The organism is Mycobacterium palustre, assembly GCF_002101785.1.
Lineage (GTDB): Bacteria > Actinomycetota > Actinomycetes > Mycobacteriales > Mycobacteriaceae > Mycobacterium > Mycobacterium palustre.
In genome coordinates this window covers 24,460-47,946 of record NZ_LQPJ01000130.1, presented here as the reverse complement: position 1 = coordinate 47,946, position 23,487 = coordinate 24,460, and the positions used below count along the sequence as shown (strand labels likewise).

Sequence of the window (23,487 nt, the reverse complement as noted above, 5' to 3'; positions counted from 1 at the left end):
CGGTGGCCAACCGCTGGCGCACGAAGTCGGTGGAACAGTCGATCGCCGACACCGACGAGCCGGAGACCCGGCTGCGCCGGGAGCTCACCTGGCGCGACCTGACCGTGTTCGGCGTCGCGGTGGTGATCGGCGCCGGCATCTTCACGGTGACCGCCTCGACCGCGGGCGACATCACGGGTCCCGCGATCTGGATCTCCTTCGTGATCGCCGCCGTCACCTGCGCGCTGGCCGCGCTGTGCTACGCCGAATTCGCCTCGACGCTGCCGGTGGCCGGCAGCGCCTACACCTTCTCCTATGCCACCTTCGGGGAATTCCTGGCCTGGATCATCGGCTGGAACCTGCTGCTCGAATTGGCGATCGGCGCGGCCGTGGTGTCCAAGGGCTGGTCGAGCTACCTCGGTTCGGTGTTCGGATTCACCGGCGGGACGGCCACATTCGGTTCCTTCCAGCTCGACTGGGGCGCGCTGGTGATCGTCGCGGTGGTGGGCACGCTGATCGCGCTGGGCACCAAGCTGTCGTCGAGGTTTTCCGCGGTGATCACCGCCATCAAGGTGTCGGTGGTGGTGCTCGTCGTGGTCGTCGGCGCCTTTTACATCAAAGGATCCAACTACTCGCCGTTCATCCCCAAGCCGGAGGCCGGGCACGAGGCGAGCGGGGTCAACCAGTCGGTGCTGTCGCTGCTCACCGGGGCGACCAGCAGCCACTACGGCTGGTACGGCGTGCTGGCGGGGGCGTCGATCGTGTTCTTCGCGTTCATCGGCTTCGACATCGTCGCCACCATGGCCGAGGAAACCAAAGAGCCGCAGCGCGACGTGCCGCGCGGAATCCTGGTGTCGCTGGGCATCGTCACCCTGCTCTACGTCGCGGTCGCGGTGGTGCTGTCGGGGATGGTGTCCTACACCCAGCTCAAGACGCAGGCCGGCGGCAAGCCGGCGAACCTGGCCACCGCGTTCACGGCGAACGGAATCCATTGGGCCAGCAAGATCATCGCCATCGGCGCGCTGGCCGGGCTGACCACGGTGGTGATGGTGCTGATGCTCGGGCAGTGCCGGGTGCTGTTCGCGATGGCGCGCGACGGGCTGTTGCCCCGGCCGCTGGCCAAGACGGGTTCGCGCGGCACCCCGGTCCGCACCACCGCGCTGGTCGCGGTGGTGGTGGGCGCGACGGCGTCGGTGTTCCCGATCAGCAAGCTCGAGGAGATGGTCAACGTCGGCACCCTGTTCGCCTTCGTGTTGGTGTCGGCCGGCGTCATCGTGCTGCGCCGCACCAGGCCGGACCTGGAACGCGGGTTCCGCGCCCCGTGGGTGCCGCTGCTTCCGATCGCCTCGATCTGCGCGTGCCTGTGGCTGATGCTGAACCTCACGGCGCTGACGTGGGTCCGGTTCGGCGTCTGGCTGCTGGTCGGAACCGCCATCTACGCCGGGTACGGCTACCGGCATTCGGTCCAGGGGCGCCGCACCGCGGAGGCCGCGTTTACAAACTAGCGATCTCTGTCTAGACAGAAGACGCGAAGCGTCGTATTGTCCAACCTCGAGGTGCTCAGACTCACGAAAGAGGTTTGGCGTATGACCACACTGCGACCCCGACCGGGCCAACGGGCCGAGGCGCCGGGCTGGCGCGACAAGAAGCGCCGGCTGTGGCTGTTGGGCTTGATCGCCCCGACCGCGCTGTTCGTGATGATTCCGGCCGTGTGGGGGCTCAACCGGCTGGGCTGGCACGCGGCCGCGCAGGCGCCGCTGTGGATCGGGCCGATCCTGCTCTACGTGCTGCTGCCGATCCTGGACCTGCGGTTCGGCGCCGACGGGCAGAACCCGCCCGACGAGGTGATGGAGCAGCTGGAAAACGACAGGTACTACCGCTACTGCACCTACGCGTTCATCCCGTTCCAATACCTCAGCGTCGTCTTCGGCGCATACCTGTTCACCGCGTCCGACCTCGGCTGGCTCGGGTTTGAGGGGGCCTTGAGCTGGGCCGGCAAGCTGGGCGTGGCGCTGTCGGTCGGGGTGCTGGGCGGGGTCGGCATCAACACCGCCCACGAGATGGGCCACAAGAAGGACGCGCTGGAGCGCTGGCTGTCCAAGATCACCCTGGCGCAGACCTGCTACGGCCACTTCTACATCGAGCACAACCGCGGTCACCACGTGCGGGTGGCCACCCCGGAGGACCCGGCGTCGTCCCGCTTCGGGGAAACCTTCTGGGAGTTCTTGCCGCGCAGCGTGTTCGGCGGCCTTCGCTCGTCGCTGCGGCTGGAGGCCCAGCGGCTGCGCCGGCAGGGCCGCAACCCGTGGCACCCCAAGACCTACCTGTCCAACGACGTGCTCAACGCCTGGCTGCTGTCGGTCGTGTTGTGGGGCGCCCTGATCGCGATCTTCGGCCCGGCGCTGATCCCGTTCGTGCTCGTCCAGGCCGTCTTCGGGTTCAGCCTGCTCGAGTCGGTCAATTACCTCGAGCACTACGGGCTGCTGCGGCAAACAGTCGACACCGGTTCCGGAAAAGGCCGCTACGAGCGCTGCACGCCGCTGCACAGCTGGAACTCCGACCACGTCGTCACCAACTTGTTCCTTTACCACCTGCAGCGGCACAGCGACCACCACGCCAACCCGACCCGCCGCTACCAGACGCTGCGCAGCATGGAGGGCTCGCCCAACCTGCCGAGCGGGTACGCGTCGATGATCGCGCTGACCTACTTCCCGCCGCTGTGGCGCAAGGTGATGGATCACCGGGTGCTGGAGCACTACGGCGGCGACATCACCCGGGTCAACGTGCAGCCGCGGCTGCGCGAGAAGCTGCTGGCGGCCCACGGGGTCCCGGCATGACGGCCGCCTACCGCTGCCCGGTGTGCGACTACGTCTACGACGAGGCCAACGGCGATGCGAGGGAAGGCTTCCCGCCGGGTACCAGGTGGGAGGACATCCCCGACGACTGGTGCTGTCCGGATTGTTCGGTGCGCGAGAAGATCGACTTCGAAAGCTTAGAAGGAACTTAGGGGTGAGCCGATGAGCGACTACAAACTGTTCCGCTGCATCCAGTGCGGCTTCGAGTACGACGAGGCCCTGGGCTGGCCGGAGGACGGCATCGCGCCGGGGACCCGCTGGGACGAGATCCCCGACGACTGGAGCTGCCCGGACTGCGGCGCGGCGAAATCCGACTTCGAGATGGTCGAGGTGGCGCGGCCCTGAGCGTTACAGTCGCGCCTGTGAAGCGGATGCCCTACGCCGAGGCGTCCCGCGCCCTGCTGCGCGATTCGGTGCTCGACGCGATGCGCGACCTGCTGCTCGACCGGGACTGGTCCGCGATCACGCTGTCGGACGTGGCCCGCGCCGCCGGCATCAGCCGGCAGACCATCTACAACGAGTTCGGTTCGCGGCAGGGTTTGGCCCAGGGTTACGCGCTGCGCCTGGCCGATCGCCTGGTCGACGTCGTCCACGCCGCGCTGGACGCCCACGTCGGCAACATCCACGAGGCGCTGCTGCGCGGGTTCCGCGACTTTTTCGCCGAGTCCGCCGCGGACCCCTTGGTGACGTCGCTGTTGACCGGCGCCGCCAAGCCCGACCTGCTGCAGCTCATCACCACCGACAGCGCGCCCATCATCAACCGGGCCTCGGCGCGGCTCGTCGCGGCGCTGACGCAGAGCTGGGTGGCCGCCACCGCCGAGGACGCCGGCGTGCTGGCCCGGGCCCTCGTCCGGCTCTGCCTGAGCTACGTGTCGATGCCGCCGGAGGCCGATCACGACGTCGCCGCGGACCTGGCCCGGCTGCTGACGCCGTTTGTCGAGCGGCACGGCGTCGTCGATGTTCCCTAGGACTCTTTGGAACTCCGCCTCGCCTCAGGGACCGACGCCGCGGCGACTACAGTGGCGCAAGAACATACCTAAGCTAAGTACCGCCGCGTTCCGGCGCGCCCCGAAAAGGATGAAACACGCATGACGACGACCCAATCGCTGACCCCTGATGTTCGCAACGGCATCGACTTCAAGGTCGCCGACCTGTCGCTGGCCGATTACGGTCGCAGGGACATCGAGCTCTCCGAGCAGGAGATGCCGGGCCTGATGTCGCTGCGCCGCGAATACGCCGAGGTGCAGCCCCTGAAGGGGGCGCGGATTTCGGGCTCGCTGCACATGACCGTGCAGACCGCCGTGCTCATCGAGACCCTCGTCGCGCTGGGCGCGCAGGTCCGGTGGGCGTCCTGCAACATCTTCTCCACCCAGGACCACGCCGCCGCCGCCGTGGTCGTCGGCCCGTACGGCACGCCCGAGGAGCCCAAGGGCGTCCCGGTGTTCGCCTGGAAGGGCGAGACGCTCGAGGAGTACTGGTGGGCCGCCGAGCAGATGCTGACCTGGCCCGACGAACCGGCGAACATGATCCTCGACGACGGCGGCGACGCCACCATGCTGGTGCTGCGCGGCGCCCAGTACGAGAAGGCCGGCGTGGTGCCGCCCGCCGAGGAGGACGACCCCACCGAGTGGAAGGTCTTTTTGGAGCTGCTGCGCAACCGCTTCGAGACCGACAAGAACAAGTGGACCAGGATTTCGGAGTCGGTGAAGGGCGTCACCGAGGAGACCACCACCGGCGTGCTGCGGCTCTACCAGTTCGCCGCCGCCGGTGACCTGGCCTTCCCGGCGATCAACGTCAACGACTCGGTCACCAAGTCCAAGTTCGACAACAAGTACGGCTGCCGCCACTCGCTGATCGACGGGATCAACCGCGGCACCGACGTGCTGATCGGCGGCAAGAAGGTGCTGATCTGCGGCTACGGCGACGTCGGCAAGGGCTGCGCGGAGTCGGTGAAGGGCCAGGGCGCGCGCGTCGTCGTCACCGAGATCGACCCGATCAACGCGCTGCAGGCGCTGATGGAGGGCTACGACGTCCAGACGGTCGAGGACGCGATCTCCACCGCGGACATCGTCATCACCGCCACCGGCAACAAGGACATCATCACCCTCGAGCACATGAGGGCGATGAAGGACCACGCGGTGCTGGGCAACATCGGGCACTTCGACAACGAGATCCAGGTCGCCGCGCTGGAGCGCTCCGGCGCGACCAAGGTGAACATCCGCCCGCAGGTCGACGTGTGGACGTTCCCCGACACCGGCAAGTCGATCATCCTGCTCTCCGAGGGCCGGCTGCTGAACCTGGGCAACGCCACCGGCCACCCGTCGTTCGTGATGAGCAACAGCTTCTCCAACCAGGTGATCGCCCAGATCGAGCTGTGGACCAAGAACGACGAGTACGACAACGAGGTGTACCGGCTGCCCAAGCACCTCGACGAGAAGGTGGCCCGCATCCACGTCGAGGCGCTCGGCGGCAAGCTGACCAAGCTCACCAAGGAGCAGGCCGAGTACATCGGCGTCGACGTCGACGGCCCCTACAAGGCGGACCACTACCGCTACTGAGCGGCGCGGCGCCGCGGCGCTAGGCTCGCGCCGTGCTGATCGCGATCGAAGGGGTCGACGGCGCGGGCAAGCGGACGCTGTCCAACGGCCTGCGGGAGGCGTTGCAGGCGGCGGGCAAATCGGTGGCCACGCTGGCGTTCCCGCGGTACGGGCAGTCGGTGACCGCCGACATCGCCGCCGAGGCCCTGCACGGCGAGCACGGTGACCTGGCGTCGTCGGTGTACGCGATGGCGACGCTGTTCGCGCTCGACCGCGCCGCGGCGATCGCCGACATCGAGGCGCTGGCCCGCGGCCACGACGTGGTGATCCTGGATCGCTACGTCGCCTCCAACGCCGCCTACAGCGCCGCGCGCCTGCGCGAGGACGCGGACGGGGCGGCGGTGGCCTGGGTGCGCCGGCTCGAATACCAACGCCTGGGCCTGCCCGCCCCCGACTGGCAGGTGCTGCTCGCGGTGCCCGCCGACCTGGCCGTGCGGCGGGCCCGGCAGCGCGCCGACACCGAACCGGGCCGCGCCCGCGACAGCTACGAACGCGACGACGAGCTGCAGCGGCGCACCGGGGCCGTCTACGCCGAACTGGCCGCCGCGGGCTGGGGCGGCCGGTGGCTGCAAGTCGACGCGGACGTCGATCCGGCGCGCCTCGCCGCGACCCTGATCGCCCGCTAGGACCGCCGGATAGCAGATTTCCGGCCGTTTCGCGCCACATTTACCGCGATCGGCCAAGAAACGCCCGTGTGGTGCCCCAATTTTGTCCCGTTCTGGTGACACCATGGACTCCATGAGGCAAAGGATCCTGGTCGTCGATGACGACGCTTCGCTGGCAGAGATGCTGACCATCGTGCTGCGTGGGGAGGGCTTCGACACCGCGGTCATCGGTGACGGGACCCAAGCCCTCACCGCGGTGCGTGAGCTGCGGCCCGATCTGGTGCTGCTCGACCTGATGCTGCCCGGCATGAACGGCATCGACGTGTGCCGCGTGCTGCGGGCCGACTCCGGCGTGCCGATCGTCATGCTGACCGCCAAGACCGACACGGTCGACGTGGTGCTGGGGCTGGAGTCGGGCGCCGACGACTACATCATGAAGCCGTTCAAGCCCAAGGAGCTGGTCGCCCGGGTCCGCGCGCGGCTGCGGCGCAACGACGACGAGCCCGCCGAGATGCTGTCCATCGCCGACGTCGACATCGACGTGCCGGCGCACAAGGTCACCCGCAACGGGGAGCAGATCTCGCTGACGCCTCTGGAGTTCGACCTGCTGGTCGCGCTGGCACGCAAACCGCGCCAGGTGTTTACTCGTGATGTGCTGCTCGAACAGGTGTGGGGGTATCGTCACCCGGCCGATACGCGCTTGGTGAACGTGCACGTCCAGCGTCTGCGGGCCAAGGTCGAGAAAGACCCTGAAAACCCGACCGTGGTGTTGACCGTTCGAGGAGTGGGTTACAAGGCCGGACCTCCGTGATCGCAGGATGATCTGGGGCTCGAGACGACGCACTCGTAGCCGCTGGGGGCGCTCTGGCCCGATGACCCGCGGCATGGGTGCGCTGAGCCGGGCCGTGGGCGTCGCGTGGCGCCGGTCGCTGCAACTGCGCGTGGTCGCGCTGACGCTGGGGCTGTCGCTGGCGGTGATCCTCGCCCTCGGCTTCGTGCTGACCAGCCAGGTGACCAACCGCGTGCTCGACGTCAAGGTGAAGGCCGCCATCGAGCAGATCGAGCGGGCCCGCACCACCGTCGCCGGCATCGTCAACGGCGAGGAGACGCGCTCGCTGGACAGCAGCCTGCAGCTGGCCCGCAACACGTTGACGTCCAAGACCGACCCGGCGTCGGGCGCGGGGCTGGCCGGTGCGTTCGACGCGGTGCTGATGGTGCCCGGCGACGGCCCGCGCGCCGCGACCACGGCCGGGCCCGTCGACCAGATACCGGGCTCGTTGCGCGGTTTCGTCAAGGCCGGGCAGGCCGCCTACCAGTACGCCACCGTGCACACCGACGGCTTCTCCGGGCCGGCGCTGATCGTCGGCACCCCGACGTCGTCGCAGGTCGCCAACCTCGAGCTGTACCTGATCTTCCCGCTGAAGAACGAGCAGGCCACGATCCAGCTGGTGCGCGGGACGATGATCACCGGCGGCGCCGTGCTGTTGGTGCTGCTCGCCGGGATCGCGCTGCTAGTGTCGCGCCAGGTGGTGGTGCCGGTCCGGTCGGCCTCGCGCATCGCCGAACGGTTCGCCGAGGGGCACCTGTCCGAGCGCATGCCGGTGCGCGGCGAAGACGACATGGCGCGGCTGGCGATGTCGTTCAACGACATGGCCGAGAGCCTGTCGCGGCAGATCACCCAGCTCGAGGAGTTCGGAAACCTGCAGCGCCGCTTCACCTCTGACGTCAGTCACGAGCTGCGCACCCCGCTGACCACCGTGCGGATGGCCGCCGACCTGATCTATGACCACAGCGCCGACCTCGATCCCACGCTGGCGCGCTCGACCGAGCTGATGGTCAGCGAGCTGGACCGGTTCGAGACGCTGCTCAACGACCTGCTGGAGATCTCCCGGCACGACGCCGGTGTGGCCGAATTGTCGGTCGAGGCAGTCGATTTGCGCACCACCGTGCAAAGCGCGCTGGGCAACGTGGGCCACCTGGCCGAAGAGGCCGGCATCGAGCTGGTGGTCGACCTGCCCGCCCGCGAGGTGATCGCGGAGGTCGACGCGCGGCGTGTGGAACGGATCCTGCGCAACCTGATCGCCAACGCGATCGACCACGCCGAGCACAAGCCGGTGCGCATCCGGATGGGCGCCGACGAGGACACCGTCGCCGTCACCGTCCGCGACTACGGGGTGGGGCTGCGGCCCGGCGAGGAAAAGCTGGTGTTCAGCCGGTTCTGGCGGTCGGACCCGTCGCGGGTGCGGCGCTCCGGCGGCACCGGGCTGGGGCTGGCGATCAGCATCGAGGACGCGCGGCTGCACCAGGGCCGGCTGGAGGCCTGGGGGGAGCCCGGGCAGGGCGCCTGCTTCCGGCTGACGCTGCCGCTGGTTCGCGGCCACAAGGTCACCACCAGCCCGCTGCCGCTCAAACCGATTCCCGAGACGGCGCAGCAGCCGCCGGCCGCCGCCCCCGAACCGAAGGAGCGTCAGCGACCCCGCGAGCACGCCGAAAGGAGTGGGTAATGCGCCGATTGCCGGCGCTCATCGCGCTGCTGGCGCTGGCGCTCTCGCTCGCCGGCTGCGCCGGGGTGCCCAGCTCGTCGGCCCCGCAGGCCATCGGCACCGTCGAGCGACCGGCGCCGTCGAACCTGCCCAAGCCGACCCCGGGCATGGACCCCGACGTGTTGCTGCGCGAATTCCTCAAGGCCACAGCCGATCCCGCGAACCGGCACCTGGCGGCGCGGCAGTTCCTGACCCAGTCGGCGTCCAACTCGTGGGACGACGCCGGTAGCGCGCTGCTGATCGACCACGTCGTGTTCGTGGAAACCCGTGCCGCCGAACGGGTTTCAGCCACCATGCGGGCCGACATCCTGGGCTCGCTGTCGGACGTGGGGGTCTTCGAAACCGCCGAGGGCGTGCTGCCCGACCCCGGTCCGATCGAGTTGGTCAAGACGTCGGGCGGGTGGCGGATCGACCGGCTGCCCAACGGGGTGTTCTTGGACTGGCAGCAATTCCAGGCCACCTACAAACGCAACACGCTGTACTTCGCCGACCCGACCGGCAAGACCGTGGTGCCCGACCCGCGCTACGTGGCGGTGGCCGATCACGACCAGCTGGCCACCGAGCTCGTCTCCAAGATGCTGGCCGGCCCGCGGCCGGAGATGGCCCACACGGTGCGCAACCTGCTGGCGCCGCCGCTGCGGTTACGGGGGCCGGTGACCCGGGCCGACGGCGGCAAGAACGGCATCGGGCTCGGGTACGGCGGCGCCCGCGTCGAGTTGGAGAAGCTCTCGACCACCGATCCGCACAGCCGCGCATTGCTTGCGGCGCAGATCATTTGGACACTGGCCCGCGCCGATATCCGGGGCCCGTACGTCATCAACGCCGACGGCGCGCCGCTGGACGATCGGTTCCGCGACGGCTGGACCACCTCCGACGTCGCCGCCACCGACCCGGGCGTGGCCGACGGCGCCGGCGCCGGGCTGCATGCCCTGGTCAACGGCTCGCTGGTGGGCCTGGACGGGCAGCACACCACCGTGGTGCCGGGCGCCTTCGGGCGCATGGGCGATCAGACCGGCGCGGCGCTGTCGCGCAGCGGTCGGCAGGTCGCGTCGGTGGTGACGCTGCGGCGCGGCGCCCCGGATCAGGCGGCGTCGCTGTGGATCGGCGACCTGGGCGGCGAGGCGGTGCAATCCGCCGACGGGCACAACCTGACGCGGCCCAGCTGGTCGCTGGACGACGCCGTGTGGGTGGTGGTCGACAACAACAACGTGCTGCGCGCCATCCAGGAGCCGGCGTCCGGGCAGCCCGCGCGCATCCCGGTGGATTCCGCGCTGGTGGCCAGCGCCTTCCCGGGGCCGATCACCGACCTGCAGCTGTCGCGGGATTCCACGCGCGCCGCGATGGTGATCAACGGCCAGGTGATCCTCGCCGGGGTCGAGCAGACCCAGGCCGGGCAGTACGTGCTGACCTACCCGCGGCGGCTGGGCTTCGGCCTGGGCAACTCGGTGGTGTCGCTGTCCTGGCGCACCGGCGACGACATCGTCGTCACCCGCACCGACGCCAGCCACCCGGTGTCCTACGTCAACCTCGACGGCGTGAACTCCGACGCCCCGGCCCGCGGGGTGCAGGTCCCGGTGACGACGGTCGCGGCCAACCCCTCGACGGTGTACGTCGCGGCTCCCGAAGGGGTGCTGCAGTATTCGGCGTCGGCGCCCGAGAGCCAGCAGAGCTGGTCCGAAGTGTCCGGGTTGACGATTCCCGGGGCGGCGCCGGTGTTGCCGGGCTGAGTCAGGCCTGCGTCGCGGTTGATGCGGCGGACACCGCGGCCGGCTTGTCCACCGCGGATGCGGCGACACCTCGGTAGTCGGGGGCCTCGAGGAACCGGCGTCGACGACGGCGGGCATGACAATCGCCAACAGCGCGTTGAGGCGGGAGACGGTTCTCGCCAGGTTCGACGAAACCCATTGCACGCCGGCGTATTTCGCGTGACGACCTGCCCGGGGTGGCCGAAAATGCGATGCAAAGCGGCCTGCACGTCGCCGACTGCATTCGCCGTGATCTGCGCGGCAGACCCCGCAAGCGCTACCGGTACCGCGACCTCGGTTCGGCGGCCTACATCAGCCGCGGGCACGCCTTACTGCAAGCCGGGCCGGTCCAGCTCGCGGCCACCTGGTTGCTCACCATCGCCCCGCCCGTCGCGCCGACCGCACCTTCATCCTCAGCCCGCCCCCGCCCACGCAAACCTATGGCTGGTCAATGGCCACCCACCACCCGGGTGATCTGCCTGTTGACGGGCTCAGCAGCGCCGTATAGCCCCCAGTAGCAGCCGGCCGTGAGCGCGGGTCCGAGTTTCAGGCGGGCTGCTGCATCGAAACCGCTTGCCGAGTAAAGCTTTCGCTGCGACCGCGCCGCGATGTCGGCCCCCGCCGCCACACTGGCGGGCATGCTCGACCTGATCCTGCCGCTGGAATGCGGCGGCTGCGGGGCGCCCTCGACGCGCTGGTGTGACGCGTGCGCCGCCGAGCTGGCGGTCAAACCCGACGAACCGCACGTGGTGATCCCCCGCGTCGACCCGCGGGCGCCGGTGTTCGCGCTGGGCCGCTACGCCGGCGCCCGACGACAGGCCATCCTCGCGCTGAAGGAACGCGGCCGCGGCGACCTCGTCGCGCCGCTGGCCCGCACCCTCGCGCTCGGGATCCATCGGCTGCTCACCTGGGGGATGGTCGAAGCCCCGCTGGCGGTCGTGCCCGCGCCGACCCGGCGCTCGGCGGCGCGGGCGCGCGGCGGCGACCCGGTGACCCGGCTGGCCCGGGCCGCGGTCGCCGGGCACCCCGACATCACCGTCGCGCCGCTGCTGCGGATGAAGGCGCTGGCCCGCGACTCGGTGGGCCTGGACACCTCGGCCCGCGAGCGCAACCTCGCCGGCCGGGTGCGGCTGCGCGGCGAGCTCCCGCGCACCGAGGTGCTCGTCGTCGACGACATCGTCACCACGGGGGCGACGGCGCGCGAGTCGGTGAGCACCCTGCGCGCCGCCGGCATCCGGGTGGCCGCGGTGCTGGCCGTCGCGGCCGCCTAAAACCTGTGCGCCGCCACAGCGCATGTGAAGAACACGCAACAGCCGCCCCAAATTGGTGGCATCCGAAGGCGAACACGAGCTAACGTCGAGATCAACGTGAGAGACTTCCTGGCTTGACCACCGGTCGCATCTTCCCAGGTGGTGGCGCCCTACGCGGAGGGGGTGGTATTCGGCACCTTGCACCGGCGGGCGGCCAGCGGCGGTCTTTGAAAAAAGGCCGCTCCACCCCGTCGGCGCGTGATGTAGCAAGCCGGCACGCAGCGCGTGCGACGTGGAAAAGGAAACGAGTTGTCACGTATGTCAAGGCTCACCGTGGATTCCGGTCAGACTCTGGACCAACCGCCGGCAGAAGTTAGCGCGCCGGCCGAACCGATGACGAACGCCGAAATCGTGTTCAAAGGCCGCAACGTCGAAATCCCCGATCACTACCGCATCTACGTCTCGCAAAAACTCGCCCGCCTCGAACGCTTCGATCGCTCCATCTATCTTTTCGACGTCGAGCTCAAACACGCCCCCAACCGCCGCCAGCGCAAGTCGTGTCAGCGCGTCGAGATCACCGCCCGCGGCCGCGGTCCGGTGAGCCGCGCGGAGGCCTGCGCCGACAGCTTCTACGCCGCCTTCGAGGCGGCGGTCGACAAGCTGGAGAACAGGCTGCGCCGCGTCAAGGACCGCCGCAAGGTGCACTACGGCGACAAGACCCCGGTGTCTTTGGCCGCCGCGACGGCGGTGGCCCCCCGGTCAGCCGAATCGTCGGCGCGGGGCTTCGACGCCCGGCCCGCGGAGCCGCACGAACACGACGGCGCCGACCCCGCGGCGCACCGCGACCGCCACGACCGCGCGCCCGGCCGGATCGTGCGCACCAAGGAACACAAGGCCAAACCCATGACGGTCGACGACGCGCTCTACGAGATGGAGCTCGTCGGGCACGACTTCTTTTTGTTCTTCGACAAGCAGACCGAACGGCCCTCGGTGGTCTACCGTCGCCACGCCTACGACTACGGGCTGATCAGCCTGTCCTGATCCGGCTCGGGCCGACGTTGGCCGGGCTCAGCGAACGTGTCACCTACCATGGATGGCGCCGAACAAGCGAGCGTTGAGACGAACGCCATCCAACAGGGGAACACCCCAAAGGGGACGACACCGTGTTATCGAAGTTGCTGCGCCTTGGTGAAGGTCGCATGGTCAAGCGCCTCAAGCGGGTGGCCGACTATGTCAACACGTTGTCCGATGACGTCGAAAAGCTCACCGACGCCGAGCTGCGGGCCAAGACCGACGAGTTCAAGAAGCGCCTGCAAGAGGGGGAAACCCTCGACGAGCTGCTGCCCGAGGCGTTCGCCGTGGCGCGCGAGGCGGCCTGGCGGGTGCTGGACCAGCGCCCGTTCGACGTGCAGGTGATGGGCGCGGCCGCGCTGCACCTGGGCAACGTCGCCGAGATGAAGACCGGTGAGGGCAAGACGCTGACCTGTGTGTTGCCCGCCTACCTCAACGCGCTGGCCGGCAAGGGCGTGCACATCGTCACCGTCAACGACTACCTGGCCAAGCGCGACAGCGAGTGGATGGGCCGGGTGCACCGCTTCCTGGGCCTGCAGGTCGGGGTGATCCTGGCGCAGATGACGCCCGACGAGCGCCGCGTCGCCTACAACGCCGACATCACCTACGGGACCAACAACGAGTTCGGCTTCGACTACCTGCGCGACAACATGGCGCACTCCCTCGACGACCTGGTGCAGCGCGGGCACAACTACGCGATCGTCGACGAGGTCGACTCGATCCTGATCGACGAGGCCCGCACCCCGCTGATCATCTCCGGCCCGGCCGACGGCGCGTCGAACTGGTACACCGAATTCGCGCGGCTGGCGCCGCTGATGAAAAAGGACGTGCACTACGAGGTCGACCTGCGCAAACGCACCGTCGGCGTGCACGAGAAGGGCGTGGAGTTCGTCGAAGACCAGCTCGGCATCGACAACCTCTACGAGGCGGCCAACTCCCCGCTGGTCAGCTACCTCAACAACGCGCTGAAGGCCAAGGAGCTGTTCCACCGCGACAAGGACTACATCGTCCGCGACGGCGAGGTGCTCATCGTCGACGAGTTCACCGGCCGCGTCCTGATCGGCCGCCGCTACAACGAGGGCATGCACCAGGCCATCGAGGCCAAGGAGCACGTCGAGATCAAGGCGGAGAACCAGACCCTGGCCACGATCACGCTGCAGAACTACTTCAGGCTCTACGACAAGCTGGCCGGCATGACCGGCACCGCCCAGACCGAGGCGGCCGAGCTGCACGAGATCTACAAGCTGGGCGTGGTGTCGATCCCGACCAACAAGCCGATGATCCGCACCGACCAGTCCGACCTCATCTACAAGACCGAGGAAGCCAAGTACATCGCCGTCGTCGACGACGTCGCCGAGCGCTACGAGAAGGGCCAGCCGGTCCTGATCGGCACCACCAGCGTCGAGCGCTCCGAATACCTGTCGCGCCAGTTCACCAAGCGGCGCATCCCGCACAACGTGCTCAACGCCAAGTACCACGAGCAGGAGGCGGCGATCGTCGCGGTGGCCGGCCGGCGCGGCGGCGTCACCGTCGCCACCAACATGGCCGGCCGCGGCACCGACATCGTGCTGGGCGGCAACGTCGACTTCCTCACCGACCAGCGGCTGCGCGAGCGCGGCCTGGACCCGGTGGAGACGCCCGACGAGTACGAGGCGGCCTGGCACGCCGAGCTGCCGATCGTCAAGGAGGAGGCCGGCAAGGAGGCAGCCGAGGTGATCGAGGCCGGCGGCCTGTACGTGCTGGGCACCGAGCGCCACGAGTCGCGGCGCATCGACAACCAGTTGCGCGGCCGTTCCGGCCGCCAGGGCGACCCCGGCGAGTCCCGCTTCTATTTGTCGCTGAGCGACGAGCTGATGCGCCGCTTCAACGGCGCCGCGCTCGAGGCGATGCTGAACCGGCTGAACCTGCCCGACGACGTGCCGATCGAGAACAAGATGGTCACCCGCGCCATCAAGAGCGCCCAGACCCAGGTCGAGCAGCAGAACTTCGAGGTCCGAAAGAACGTCCTCAAGTACGACGAGGTGATGAACCAGCAGCGCAAGGTGATCTACGCCGAGCGCCGCCGCATCCTCGAGGGCGAGAACCTCAAGGACCAGGCCCTGGACATGGTCCGCGACGTCGTCACCGCCTACGTCAACGGCGCGACGGCCGAGGGCTACGCCGAGGACTGGGACCTCGACGCGCTGTGGACCGCGCTCAAGACGCTGTACCCGGTCGGGATCACGCACGAGAGCCTGACGCATCCCGACGCCGACTCCGACCGCGACGACCTGACCCGCGAGGAGCTGCTCGACGCCCTGCTCAAGGACGCCGAAAGGGCTTATGCCGCAAGGGAAGCCGAGCTCGAGGAGATCGCCGGTGAGGGCGCGATGCGTCAGCTGGAACGCAACGTGTTGCTCAACGTCATCGACCGCAAGTGGCGCGAGCACCTCTACGAGATGGACTACCTCAAGGAGGGCATCGGCCTGCGCGCGATGGCCCAGCGCGACCCGCTGGTGGAGTACCAGCGGGAGGGCTACGACATGTTCATGGCCATGCTCGACGGCTTGAAGGAAGAGTCGGTCGGCTTCCTGTTCAACGTCACCGTGGAGGCCGTGCCCGCCCCGCAGGTCGCCCCGGTCGAGACTCCAGAAGGGCTGGCAAAGCTGGGTTCCGGCGCCGCCGCGCCGCAGGACGGCGCCGACGGCGCGCCCGCGTCGGCCCGCGACGAGGCGCCAAGCACGTTGCGCGCCAAGGGGATCGAGAACGATGCGCCGGCCCTGACGTATTCCGGCCCGTCCGAGGACGGTTCGGCGCAGGTGCAGCGCAACGGCGGTGGCGCGCAGAAGACCCCGGCCGGCGCGGCCGCCGGCGGCACCCGCCGCGAGCGCCGCGAGGCCGCACGCCGGCAGGGTCGCGGCGCCAAGCCGCCGAAATCGGTCAAGCGGCGCTAGGCGGGATCCTCCGTCGCCCGGGCCGGATTCAGCCCGCGCAGCACCACGTCGAGGCCGGCCTCGAACTCCCGCGCGTAGTCGGTCTTCGCCATCACGCCAAGGAAGTGTGCCGCCAACGGTGCGCCGCTGAAATCCGCGTCGGCGTCGGCACGGGCGAGCGGGCCCCCGAGGCGATTCGCGGCCAGCTCGTTGTTGATCGCCCCCGTCGCGTAGGTGAGACAGACGCACAGCGCCCGCGCCGCTTCATCCGGCGACAAACCGCCCTCGGTGAGCGCTTCCATGCCGGCCTGCACCGCGGTGGCGCTTACCGCCGTCACGGGACCTTGGCTGACGAGACTGAAGGCCTCGGGGTATTTGAGAGCCACGCGCCGCAGGTCCCGAAGGATTGCTCGCAGTGTGCCGTCCCACCTCGCCGCGGTTTTGGGAACGCGGACTTCGGCGATCACCGCCTCGCCGACCAACCGCAACAGGTCGGCCTTGTTCGCCACGTGACGATAGAGCGACATCGCCTCGCAGCCGAGTCGCGCTCCCACCGCGCGCATCGTCACCGCGTCGATTCCGTCTTCCTCGATCAATTCCAGCGTGGCCTTGACGATGGCATCTCGACCGAGCCGGGCTTGCACGCTTACATTGTAAGCGCTAGCCTTCGCTTACAACGTAAGCAAAGGATGTCGATGAACACGCTTGCCGCTCTCGCCACGGGAACCCTTCTTGCGAATGCGATTTGGGGCCGCCGCCCGCCAAAGCCGCCACCCGCGGGCCGGTTCGCCGATATCGCCGGCCGCCGGATCCACTATGTGGAACGCCCCGGCGCGGGCGTCCCGATAGTCCTGCTGCACGGCATGCCCGGAACCCACCGCGACTTCGACCGGGTGGTCGCCGAGCTCCCCGGCGCCCATACCATCGCCGTCGACCGTCCCGGGTACGGCTGGTCACAAGGCGGCCCACTGGACTTTCAAAGCCAGGTCGACATGATTCCCGCGCTGTTCGCCCACATCGGCATCGAGCGAGGCTTGCTGGTCGGCCACTCGTTCGGCGGGCTGCTGTCGCTCGGCGTCGCGGCGCGCTTTCCCGAGATCGTCGCGGGCCTCGCGCTCATCGCGCCGTCGGGCGGTGGGTTGCGTTCGGGGCCCTTCCGGATCGGAGCGGCGTGGCTGGTTCGCGCCACCCAGCTGCCGGGCCTCCGGCAGCTCAACGACCTGACGGTCGGCGGCCTGGTTCGGCGTGCGGGCGCAATCGTCGACGGGCGCTTCGCTTTTGCGCCCGATCCGGTTGACCCGGTGTACCGCAGGCGGCTGGGCGAGGTCACCCTGCACGACGACAACTTGCGGGCGATGGCCGAAGATCGCCTGGCGTACCACCGCAACATCGACTGGGTGGACCGGCGGCTCGCAGCGCTGACGGCGCCCGCCGTCGTGGTGTTGGCGGAGGGTGATCGTCCGACCCCGATTCGTCACGGCCGACGGTTGGCCGCGGCGCTTCGTGGCGGGGAGCTCGTCGAGGTGCCCGGCGGGCACATGCTGCCTATCGTGCAGCCGGGTGTCGTCGCCGCCGCGATCGAGCGGGTATCGGCCCGGCTGGTGTCATCGGGTGGGGGATATGCACACGAAACGGCCCTTGAGTCCATCACTAGTCAGAATTGACTAGGGCACCGTCACGCGAAGTTGAGCCTAATGAGCTATATGTTGAAGCGCCTGAGCGGTCGACACTGAGGCCATGAAGCGCTACTTGACCGTTGCTTACGGCGTCGCCGCCTACATGCTGTTCGTCGCGGCCTTCCTGTATCTGGTGGGCTTTTTGGCCGACGCCGTGGTGCCCCGAACCGTCGACCACGGGCTGGCGGCGCCGGTCGGCGAGGCGCTGCCGGTCAACCTGTTGCTGCTCGCGGCGTTCGGGCTGCAGCACAGCGTGATGGCGCGACCGGCGTTCAAGAGCGTCTGGACGCGCCTGGTGCCCGCGACGATCGAGCGGAGCACCTACGTGGTGCTGTCCAGCGCGGTTTTGGTGCTGCTCTACTGCCAATGGCGCACGATGCCGGCGGTCGTCTGGGACGTGCGGCAGCCGGCGGGCCGGGTGGCGCTGTGGGCGCTGTTCTGGCTGGGCTGGGCGATCGCGTTGGCCGCGACGTTCATGGTCAGCCACTTCGACCTGTTCGGCCTTCGCCAGGTGTACCTGGCCTGGCGTGGAAAGCCCTACACCCACATAGGTTTTCACGCCCGGTGGCTGTATCGGCTGGTGCGCCACCCGCTGATGCTCGGCTTCCTCATCGCGTTCTGGGCGGTGCCCACCATGACGGCCGGACACGCGCTGTTCTCGGCCGGGATGACGGCCTACATCCTGATCGCCACCCAGCTCGAGGAGCGCGACCTGATCGCGGTGCTGGGCGACCAATACCGCGACTACCGGCGCCGGGTCTCGATGCTGTTGCCGCTGAGGCGCCCGTCGCGCCGGGACGCGACCGAACCGGCCGCGCAGCTTTGACAGTCAGAGGGTTGCTGGAGGGCTTGGCGCCGGCGCCCCGGCAACTGCCAGTATGGGGATGTGGATGTCAAGGAGGTGCTGCTACCGGGCGTCGGCCTTCGGTACGAATTCACCAGCCATTCCGGCGATCGCATCGGGATCATCGCGCGGCGCGGCGGTGATTTCGACGTCGTGCTCTACGCCGCCGACGACCCCGACCAGGCCCGGCCGGTGTTGCGCCTCACCGACGACGAGGCCGACACCGTAGCCCAGATCCTCGGCGCGCCGCGCATCGCCGAACGCTTCACCGAGCTCACCCGCAAAGTGCCGGGCCTCGAGGCCGGTCAGGTCCACATCGAGCCGGGCAGCCCGTTCGCGGGCCGGCCACTGGGGGACACCCGCGCGCGCACGCGCACCGGTGCCTCGATCGTCGCGATCGTGCGCGACGAAGACGTGCTCGCCTCGCCGGGGCCCGCCGAGACGCTGCGCGGGGGTGACGTCCTGATCGTCATCGGCACCGATGAGGGCATCGCCGCCGTCGAGCAGATCGTCGAAAAGGGCTGAACCGGTGCAGGTTTCGGGGGCGCTGCTGTTCCAGCTCGGCGCCCTGCTCGCGACGCTGGCCGTACTGGGCGCGATGGCACGCCGCTTCGCGTTGTCCCCGATACCGGTGTACCTGCTGGCCGGACTGTCGCTCGGCAAGGGCGGGCTGCTCCCGGTGGCCGCCGCCGGGGATTTCATCACGACGGCCGCACCCATCGGCGTGGTATTGCTGCTGCTGACGTTGGGTGTGGAATTCTCCGCCACCGAGTTCGCCAGCAGCCTGCGCCATCACCTGCCGTCCGCGGGCGTCGACATCGTCCTCAACGCCACGCCCGGCGCGGCGGCGGGCTGGCTGTTGGGCCTTAACGGCGTGGCCATCCTGGCGCTGGCCGGCGTCACCTACGTCTCCTCGTCGGGCGTCATCGCGCGCGTGCTGGAGGACCTGGGCCGGCTCGGCAACCGGGAGACGCCGGCCGTGCTGTCCGTGCTGGTCCTCGAGGACTTCGCGATGGCGGCCTACCTGCCGCCGTTCGCGGTGCTCGCGTCGGGCGGGAGCTGGCTGGAGGCCGTCGCCGGAATGGCGGCCGCGATCGGTGCGCTGCTGGCGGCGTTCGCCGCGTCCTACCGGTGGGGGCACCATGTCGGCCGGCTGGTCGAACATCCCGATTCCGAGCAACTGTTGCTTCGGGTCCTCGGCATCACCCTGATGGTCGCGGCCGTCGCCGAAACCCTGCACGCCTCGGCGGCCGTGGGCGCGTTTTTGGTCGGCCTCACGCTCACCGGGGCGACGGCGGACCGGGCGCGCCAGGTGCTGGGCCCGCTGCGCGATCTGTTCGCCGCCATCTTCTTTCTGGCGATCGGCCTTTCGGTCGACCCCCGCGAGCTGCTGCCGATGCTTCCGGTGGCCATGGTCCTGGCCGGCGTCACCGCGCTGACCAAGCTGGCCACCGGCGTTCTGGCCGCCCGGCGCGACGGCGTCGCCCGGCGCGGCCAGCTGCGCGCCGGGGCGGCGCTGATCGCCCATGGCGAGTTCTCGTTGATCATCATCGGGTTGGTCGGAACGGCGATCCCGGCCGCGGCGGCGCTGGCCACGGCGTACGTCTTCGTGATGGCGATCGCGGGGCCCGTGCTGGCCCGCTACGGCGGCGGCCCGTTGCCCGCCGAAACCGGATCGCCGAACTAGGCCCCTAGCCGATGTGCAAGGCCACCACCTGCCAGCGGTTGCCTGCACCGGGCACCTGCTCGACGCGGCACGCGATGGCGTGGATGCGCCGGCCCCGGCTGTACGACCCGCAAACCTCCGCGGCCGCCTCCGTGTCGCGGCGCCCGGCCGGCTGCACCCGCAGCCGGCGCAGCACCGCGGCGCCCTCGCGCCCGGTCGCCGAGCGGCCGATCGCGAGCACCGAATCCACCAGGCTGGGCGCCAGCATCGGTCGCAGCTGGGCGGGTGGCCGGCGGCGGTCGATGACCTCCAGCACCCGGCGCAGCGCCGCGTCGGCGAAGACCGCCGCCTGACGCATCGGCGCCGGCACCGGGACGAGCCCCGCCGCTTCGGGGTGTCCGCCCGGTTGTTCGGGGTAGGGCCGGCGCGGCGCCCGCGCGCCGCGGCGCAGCGGTGCCCGCGGGGTTTGCCGGCAGGCGAGAACGTCTCGCCGGGGCGGCTCGTAGTCGACGACGGGCGTCACGGCGAACGCCGCGGCGCCGGAAGGATTCAGGACGGGACTAGTGGGCAACGCGCACTCTCCATCTCGGTGGTCGAACGGGAGCTGCTGGAGAGTGGCAGACGGTCGTCGGTCAGTGGCCATCATCGCACAACTGCGGCCAACCCGTGCCCGCGCCGAGCTCGACCCCGTCCGGGCGATTACCGTGGGATATACATGCGTTCACTAATCGGCCCCCCGCGAATTGACAAGGAGGACAGCGCCGTAATGGTGACCAGGTTGTCCCCGGCGGACGCGTCCTTCTACCGGCTCGAGAACACCGCCACCCCGATGTACGTCGGCTCGCTGTCCATCCTGCGCCGGCCGCGCGCGGGATTGAGCTACGAGACGCTGCTGGCCACCGTCGAACAGCGCCTGCCCCAGATACCGCGGTATCGCCAAAAGGTCCGGGAGGTCGGGGTCCCCGGGTCCAGGCCGGTGTGGGTCGACGACGCCGACTTCGACATCACCTACCACGTGCGGCAGTCGGCGCTGCCCTCGCCGGGCAGCGACGAGCAGCTGCACGAGCTGATCGCGCGGCTGGCCGCGCGGCCGCTGGACAAGTCGCGCCCGTTGTGGGAGATGTACCTCGTCGAGGGCCTGGCCAAGAACCGCATCGCGATCTACACCAAGTCGCACCAGGCGCTAATCAACGGCATGACGGCCCTCGAGATCGGTCACGTCATCGCCGACCGGACGCGTCGTCCGCCGCCGTTCCCCGAAGACATCTGGGTTCCAGAGCGCGACCCCGGCAACACCCGGCTGGTCCTCGGCGCGATCGGCGACTGGCTGGCGGGGCCGGGCGTCCAGCTGCAGGCCGTCGGCTCGGCGGTGGCGGGCGCGGTGACCAACTACGGCGAACTGCTGGACGCGGGCCGCCGGTTCGTCGACCTGGCGCGCGCCGTGGCGCGCGGGACCGCCCCCAGCAGCCCGCTCAACGCGACGGTTTCCCGGCACCGGCGGTTTACCGTCGCCAGTTGCCACCTCGAGGACTACCGCGCCGTGCGGGCCCGCTACGACTGCGACGTCAACGACGTGGTGCTGGCCGTGATCGCCGGCGCGCTGGGCAACTGGCTGCTGTCGCGCGGCGTGGCGGTGTCACCGACCGCGACGATCCGCGCGATGGCGCCGTTGTCGGTCTACGCCGACGACCAACTCGACTCGACCGGCCCCGGCCAAACCATCAGCCAGGTCACGCCGTTCCTGGTCGATCTGCCTGTGGGAGAGGCGAATCCGGTGGTGCGGCTGTCCCAGATCGCTCACGCCACCGAGTCCAACGCGGCGTCGGTTAGCCTCGTCGACGCCAGGACCATCGTCACGGTGTCGGGCTTTGCGCCGCCCACGCTGCACGCCATGGGAATCCGGGTCGCGACCAGCTTCCCGAGCTTCTCCAAGCGCACGTTCAACCTTTTGATCACCAACGCCCCGGGGGCCCAGTCGCAGATGTACATCGCCGGCACCAAGCTGCTCGAGACCTACGCCGTGCCACCGCTGCTGCACAACCAGGCCCTGGCGATCAGCGTCACGTCCTACAACGGCATGCTGTATTTCGGCATCAACGCCGACCGTGACGCGATGAGCGACGTCGATCTGCTGCCCGGATTGTTGAGCCAGTCGCTGGAGGAGCTTCTCGAGGCCTCCCGTTAGTAGGGGTGAAATCGCTGTCCGGATCTATCATTCGTTGATGTGAGCACCGCGACGAAAGGCGCCCGGGCGGCGAAGAGCAAATCGGCGACGCCGAGCGCACGCAAGATTTCCGATGCCGTGTACAAAGCCGAATTGTTCCGGCTGCAAACGGAATTGGTGAAATTGCAAGAGTGGGTGCGGCATTCGGGGGCGCGCCTGGTGATCCTTTTCGAGGGCCGTGACGGAGCCGGGAAGGGCGGGACCATCATGCGGATCACCGAATACCTGAATCCGCGGGTCGCCCGCGTCGCGGCGTTGCCGGCCCCGACCGATCGCGAACGCGGCCAGTGGTATTACCAGCGCTACATCGCCCACCTTCCCGCCAAAGGGGAAATCGTGCTGTTCGACCGGTCGTGGTACAACCGCGCCGGGGTCGAAAAAGTCATGGGATTCTGTACGCCGCAAGAGCATGCGCTGTTTTTGCGGCAGACGCCGATCTTCGAGCAGATGCTGATCGACGACGGGATCCTGTTGCGCAAGTACTGGTTCTCCGTCTCGGAGGCCGAACAGCTGCGCCGGTTCAAAGCACGAATGAAAGACCCTGTGCGGCAATGGAAACTCAGCCCCATGGATCTGGAATCGCTGTATCGATGGGAGGACTACTCGCGCGCCAAAGACGAGATGATGGTCCACACCGACACCCCGATCAGCCCTTGGTACGTCGTGGAATCGGACATCAAAAAGCACGCGCGGCTCAACATGATCGCCCATCTGCTGTCGACGATCGAATACCACGAGGTGGCGCGGCCCAAGGTCAAGCTGCCGAAAGAACCGGTGGTCAGCGGGCACTACCAGCGCCCGCCGCGGGAGCTGTCGACCTACGTCGACGACTACGCCGCCACCCTGATCGAAAAGTAGGTGCCCACCATCGAGGTCTACATCCCGGCCACCCTGGCGATGCTGCAGCGGCTCGTCGCGGAGGGCTCGCTCTGGCCCGTCAACGGCACCGCGTTCGCGGTGACCCCGACGCTGCGCGAGGCCTACGCCGAGGGCGACGACGACGAGCTCGCCGAGGTGGCGCTGCGCGAGGCCGCGTTGGCGTCGCTGCGACTGCTGGCCGACGACGAGGGCACCGGTGACACCGGGGCGTTGCCGCCGCGGCGCGCGGTGCTGGCCGCCGAAGTGGATGACGCCGCCTACCGGCCCGATCTCGACGACGCCGTGGTCCGGCTCGGCGCGCCCGTCGCGGTCGACCGGGTGATCGCCGCCTACGTCGACAACGCCGCCGCCGAGCAGGCCGTCACCCGGGCGATCGCGGCCATCGACGCCGCCGACCTCGGCGACGAGGACGCCGAGCTGATCGTCGGCGACGCGCTCGATTACGACCTGGCCTGGTATGCCAACCAGGAGCTGCCGTTCCTGCTCGACCTGCTCTGATGCGCCGCATGTGACACATTCGCGCGCCGCAGGCCTGGATACGGCAGCGTAAGTTACGGTACCGTAGCCTTTATGGATGGGGCGCGGAAACCGTCCCCAACGTCAGCGGAAGCCGAGCGCCGCATCGTGAGCAGGAGCTTCCT

22 protein-coding genes and 1 pseudogene are annotated in these 23,487 nt (G+C 69.2%); 21 read left to right on the top strand and 2 right to left on the bottom strand.

The genetic code is table 11. The features are described 5' to 3' along the window. The first annotated feature begins 2 nt into the window (after nucleotides 1-2). From AWC19_RS21925 to secA, 14 genes and pseudogenes are all read left to right on the top strand, one after another. Nucleotides 3-1,484, top strand: a complete 1,482-nt coding sequence (locus AWC19_RS21925; protein WP_085080304.1) for an amino acid permease — start codon at nucleotides 3-5, stop codon at nucleotides 1,482-1,484. An 81-nt stretch (nucleotides 1,485-1,565) separates the two neighbouring features. After that, on the top strand, nucleotides 1,566-2,816 hold the full coding sequence (locus AWC19_RS21920; RefSeq protein WP_085080179.1) for an alkane 1-monooxygenase: 1,251 nt from the start codon (nucleotides 1,566-1,568) through the stop codon (nucleotides 2,814-2,816). Next, nucleotides 2,813-2,986, top strand: coding sequence for a rubredoxin (locus AWC19_RS21915; protein WP_085080177.1), 174 nt, complete (start codon nucleotides 2,813-2,815; stop codon nucleotides 2,984-2,986). The genes AWC19_RS21920 and AWC19_RS21915 overlap by 4 nt, the downstream gene beginning before the upstream one ends. Before the next feature lie 10 nt (nucleotides 2,987-2,996). After that, nucleotides 2,997-3,179 (top strand): rubredoxin RubB, encoded by a 183-nt coding sequence (rubB, locus tag AWC19_RS21910; protein ID WP_085080176.1) that lies wholly within the window; start codon nucleotides 2,997-2,999, stop codon nucleotides 3,177-3,179. A gap of 26 nt (nucleotides 3,180-3,205) precedes the next feature. Further along, nucleotides 3,206-3,802 carry a TetR family transcriptional regulator AlkX gene (gene alkX, locus AWC19_RS21905; protein WP_085080303.1) on the top strand — a complete coding sequence of 199 codons (597 nt, stop codon included), beginning with the start codon at nucleotides 3,206-3,208 and terminating at the stop codon, nucleotides 3,800-3,802. Between the two features lie 120 nt (nucleotides 3,803-3,922). Then, nucleotides 3,923-5,392 carry an adenosylhomocysteinase gene (gene ahcY, locus AWC19_RS21900; protein ID WP_085080174.1) on the top strand — a complete coding sequence of 490 codons (1,470 nt, stop codon included), beginning with the start codon at nucleotides 3,923-3,925 and terminating at the stop codon, nucleotides 5,390-5,392. A gap of 32 nt (nucleotides 5,393-5,424) precedes the next feature. Beyond that, complete coding sequence (locus tag AWC19_RS21895; protein ID WP_085080173.1) at nucleotides 5,425-6,057, top strand: dTMP kinase; 633 nt, start codon at nucleotides 5,425-5,427, stop codon at nucleotides 6,055-6,057. Between the two features lie 103 nt (nucleotides 6,058-6,160). After that, nucleotides 6,161-6,847 carry a two-component system response regulator MtrA gene (mtrA, locus tag AWC19_RS21890; RefSeq protein ID WP_055576516.1) on the top strand — a complete coding sequence of 229 codons (687 nt, stop codon included), beginning with the start codon at nucleotides 6,161-6,163 and terminating at the stop codon, nucleotides 6,845-6,847. Nucleotides 6,848-6,854: 7 nt separating this feature from the next. Further along, entirely contained in the window at nucleotides 6,855-8,540 is a 1,686-nt protein-coding gene (mtrB, locus tag AWC19_RS21885) for an MtrAB system histidine kinase MtrB (protein WP_085080171.1), read from the top strand. Continuing rightward, nucleotides 8,540-10,306, top strand: a complete 1,767-nt coding sequence (gene lpqB / locus AWC19_RS21880) for an MtrAB system accessory lipoprotein LpqB (protein ID WP_085080170.1) — start codon at nucleotides 8,540-8,542, stop codon at nucleotides 10,304-10,306. The genes mtrB and lpqB overlap by 1 nt, the downstream gene beginning before the upstream one ends. A 197-nt stretch (nucleotides 10,307-10,503) precedes the next feature. Then, nucleotides 10,504-10,832 (top strand): annotated as a pseudogene (locus AWC19_RS30810) (NAD(P)/FAD-dependent oxidoreductase); the annotation flags it as partial. Nucleotides 10,833-10,962: 130 nt separating this feature from the next. Then, a complete protein-coding gene (locus AWC19_RS21870) occupies nucleotides 10,963-11,595 on the top strand; it encodes a ComF family protein (protein ID WP_085080302.1) in 633 nt (210 codons plus the stop codon). Nucleotides 11,596-11,907: 312 nt separating this feature from the next. Continuing rightward, entirely contained in the window at nucleotides 11,908-12,615 is a 708-nt protein-coding gene (gene hpf / locus AWC19_RS21865) for a ribosome hibernation-promoting factor, HPF/YfiA family (protein WP_085080169.1), read from the top strand. Nucleotides 12,616-12,737: 122 nt separating this feature from the next. After that, entirely contained in the window at nucleotides 12,738-15,578 is a 2,841-nt protein-coding gene (secA, locus tag AWC19_RS21860; RefSeq protein ID WP_085080168.1) for a preprotein translocase subunit SecA, read from the top strand. Here secA and AWC19_RS21855 read toward each other — a convergent pair. Beyond that, a complete protein-coding gene (locus AWC19_RS21855; RefSeq protein WP_085080166.1) occupies nucleotides 15,575-16,201 on the bottom strand; it encodes a TetR/AcrR family transcriptional regulator C-terminal domain-containing protein in 627 nt (208 codons plus the stop codon). The two genes, secA and AWC19_RS21855, sit on opposite strands and share 4 nt — an antisense overlap. Before the next feature lie 51 nt (nucleotides 16,202-16,252). Between AWC19_RS21855 and AWC19_RS21850 the strand changes: the two genes are divergently transcribed. From AWC19_RS21850 to AWC19_RS21835, 4 genes are all read left to right on the top strand, one after another. Continuing rightward, nucleotides 16,253-17,221 (top strand): alpha/beta fold hydrolase, encoded by a 969-nt coding sequence (locus AWC19_RS21850; RefSeq protein WP_158090922.1) that lies wholly within the window; start codon nucleotides 16,253-16,255, stop codon nucleotides 17,219-17,221. 73 nt (nucleotides 17,222-17,294) lie between these two features. Then, complete coding sequence (gene mddA / locus AWC19_RS21845; RefSeq protein ID WP_085080162.1) at nucleotides 17,295-18,059, top strand: methanethiol S-methyltransferase; 765 nt, start codon at nucleotides 17,295-17,297, stop codon at nucleotides 18,057-18,059. Nucleotides 18,060-18,119: 60 nt separating this feature from the next. Continuing rightward, nucleotides 18,120-18,602 (top strand): cation:proton antiporter regulatory subunit, encoded by a 483-nt coding sequence (locus AWC19_RS21840; protein ID WP_085080160.1) that lies wholly within the window; start codon nucleotides 18,120-18,122, stop codon nucleotides 18,600-18,602. Between the two features lie 4 nt (nucleotides 18,603-18,606). Further along, nucleotides 18,607-19,764, top strand: coding sequence for a cation:proton antiporter (locus AWC19_RS21835; protein WP_085080158.1), 1,158 nt, complete (start codon nucleotides 18,607-18,609; stop codon nucleotides 19,762-19,764). Nucleotides 19,765-19,768: 4 nt separating this feature from the next. Here AWC19_RS21835 and AWC19_RS21830 read toward each other — a convergent pair whose 3' ends face one another. Then, nucleotides 19,769-20,314, bottom strand: a complete 546-nt coding sequence (locus AWC19_RS21830; protein WP_085080157.1) for an Rv3235 family protein — start codon at nucleotides 20,312-20,314, stop codon at nucleotides 19,769-19,771. Between the two features lie 195 nt (nucleotides 20,315-20,509). Here AWC19_RS21830 and AWC19_RS21825 point away from each other — a divergent pair, with 195 nt between their 5' ends. From AWC19_RS21825 to AWC19_RS21815, 3 genes are read left to right on the top strand one after another with little or no spacing between them, the layout of a single operon-like run. Beyond that, nucleotides 20,510-21,928 carry a WS/DGAT/MGAT family O-acyltransferase gene (locus tag AWC19_RS21825; RefSeq protein ID WP_085080155.1) on the top strand — a complete coding sequence of 473 codons (1,419 nt, stop codon included), beginning with the start codon at nucleotides 20,510-20,512 and terminating at the stop codon, nucleotides 21,926-21,928. A gap of 39 nt (nucleotides 21,929-21,967) precedes the next feature. Next, nucleotides 21,968-22,825 carry a polyphosphate kinase 2 gene (gene ppk2 / locus AWC19_RS21820; protein WP_085080153.1) on the top strand — a complete coding sequence of 286 codons (858 nt, stop codon included), beginning with the start codon at nucleotides 21,968-21,970 and terminating at the stop codon, nucleotides 22,823-22,825. 9 nt (nucleotides 22,826-22,834) lie between these two features. Then, the gene (locus AWC19_RS21815) at nucleotides 22,835-23,344 is read left to right on the top strand and encodes a DUF6912 family protein (RefSeq protein ID WP_372508593.1); all 510 of its coding nucleotides are present in this window, start codon (nucleotides 22,835-22,837) and stop codon (nucleotides 23,342-23,344) included. The last annotated feature ends 143 nt before the right edge of the window (nucleotides 23,345-23,487 follow it).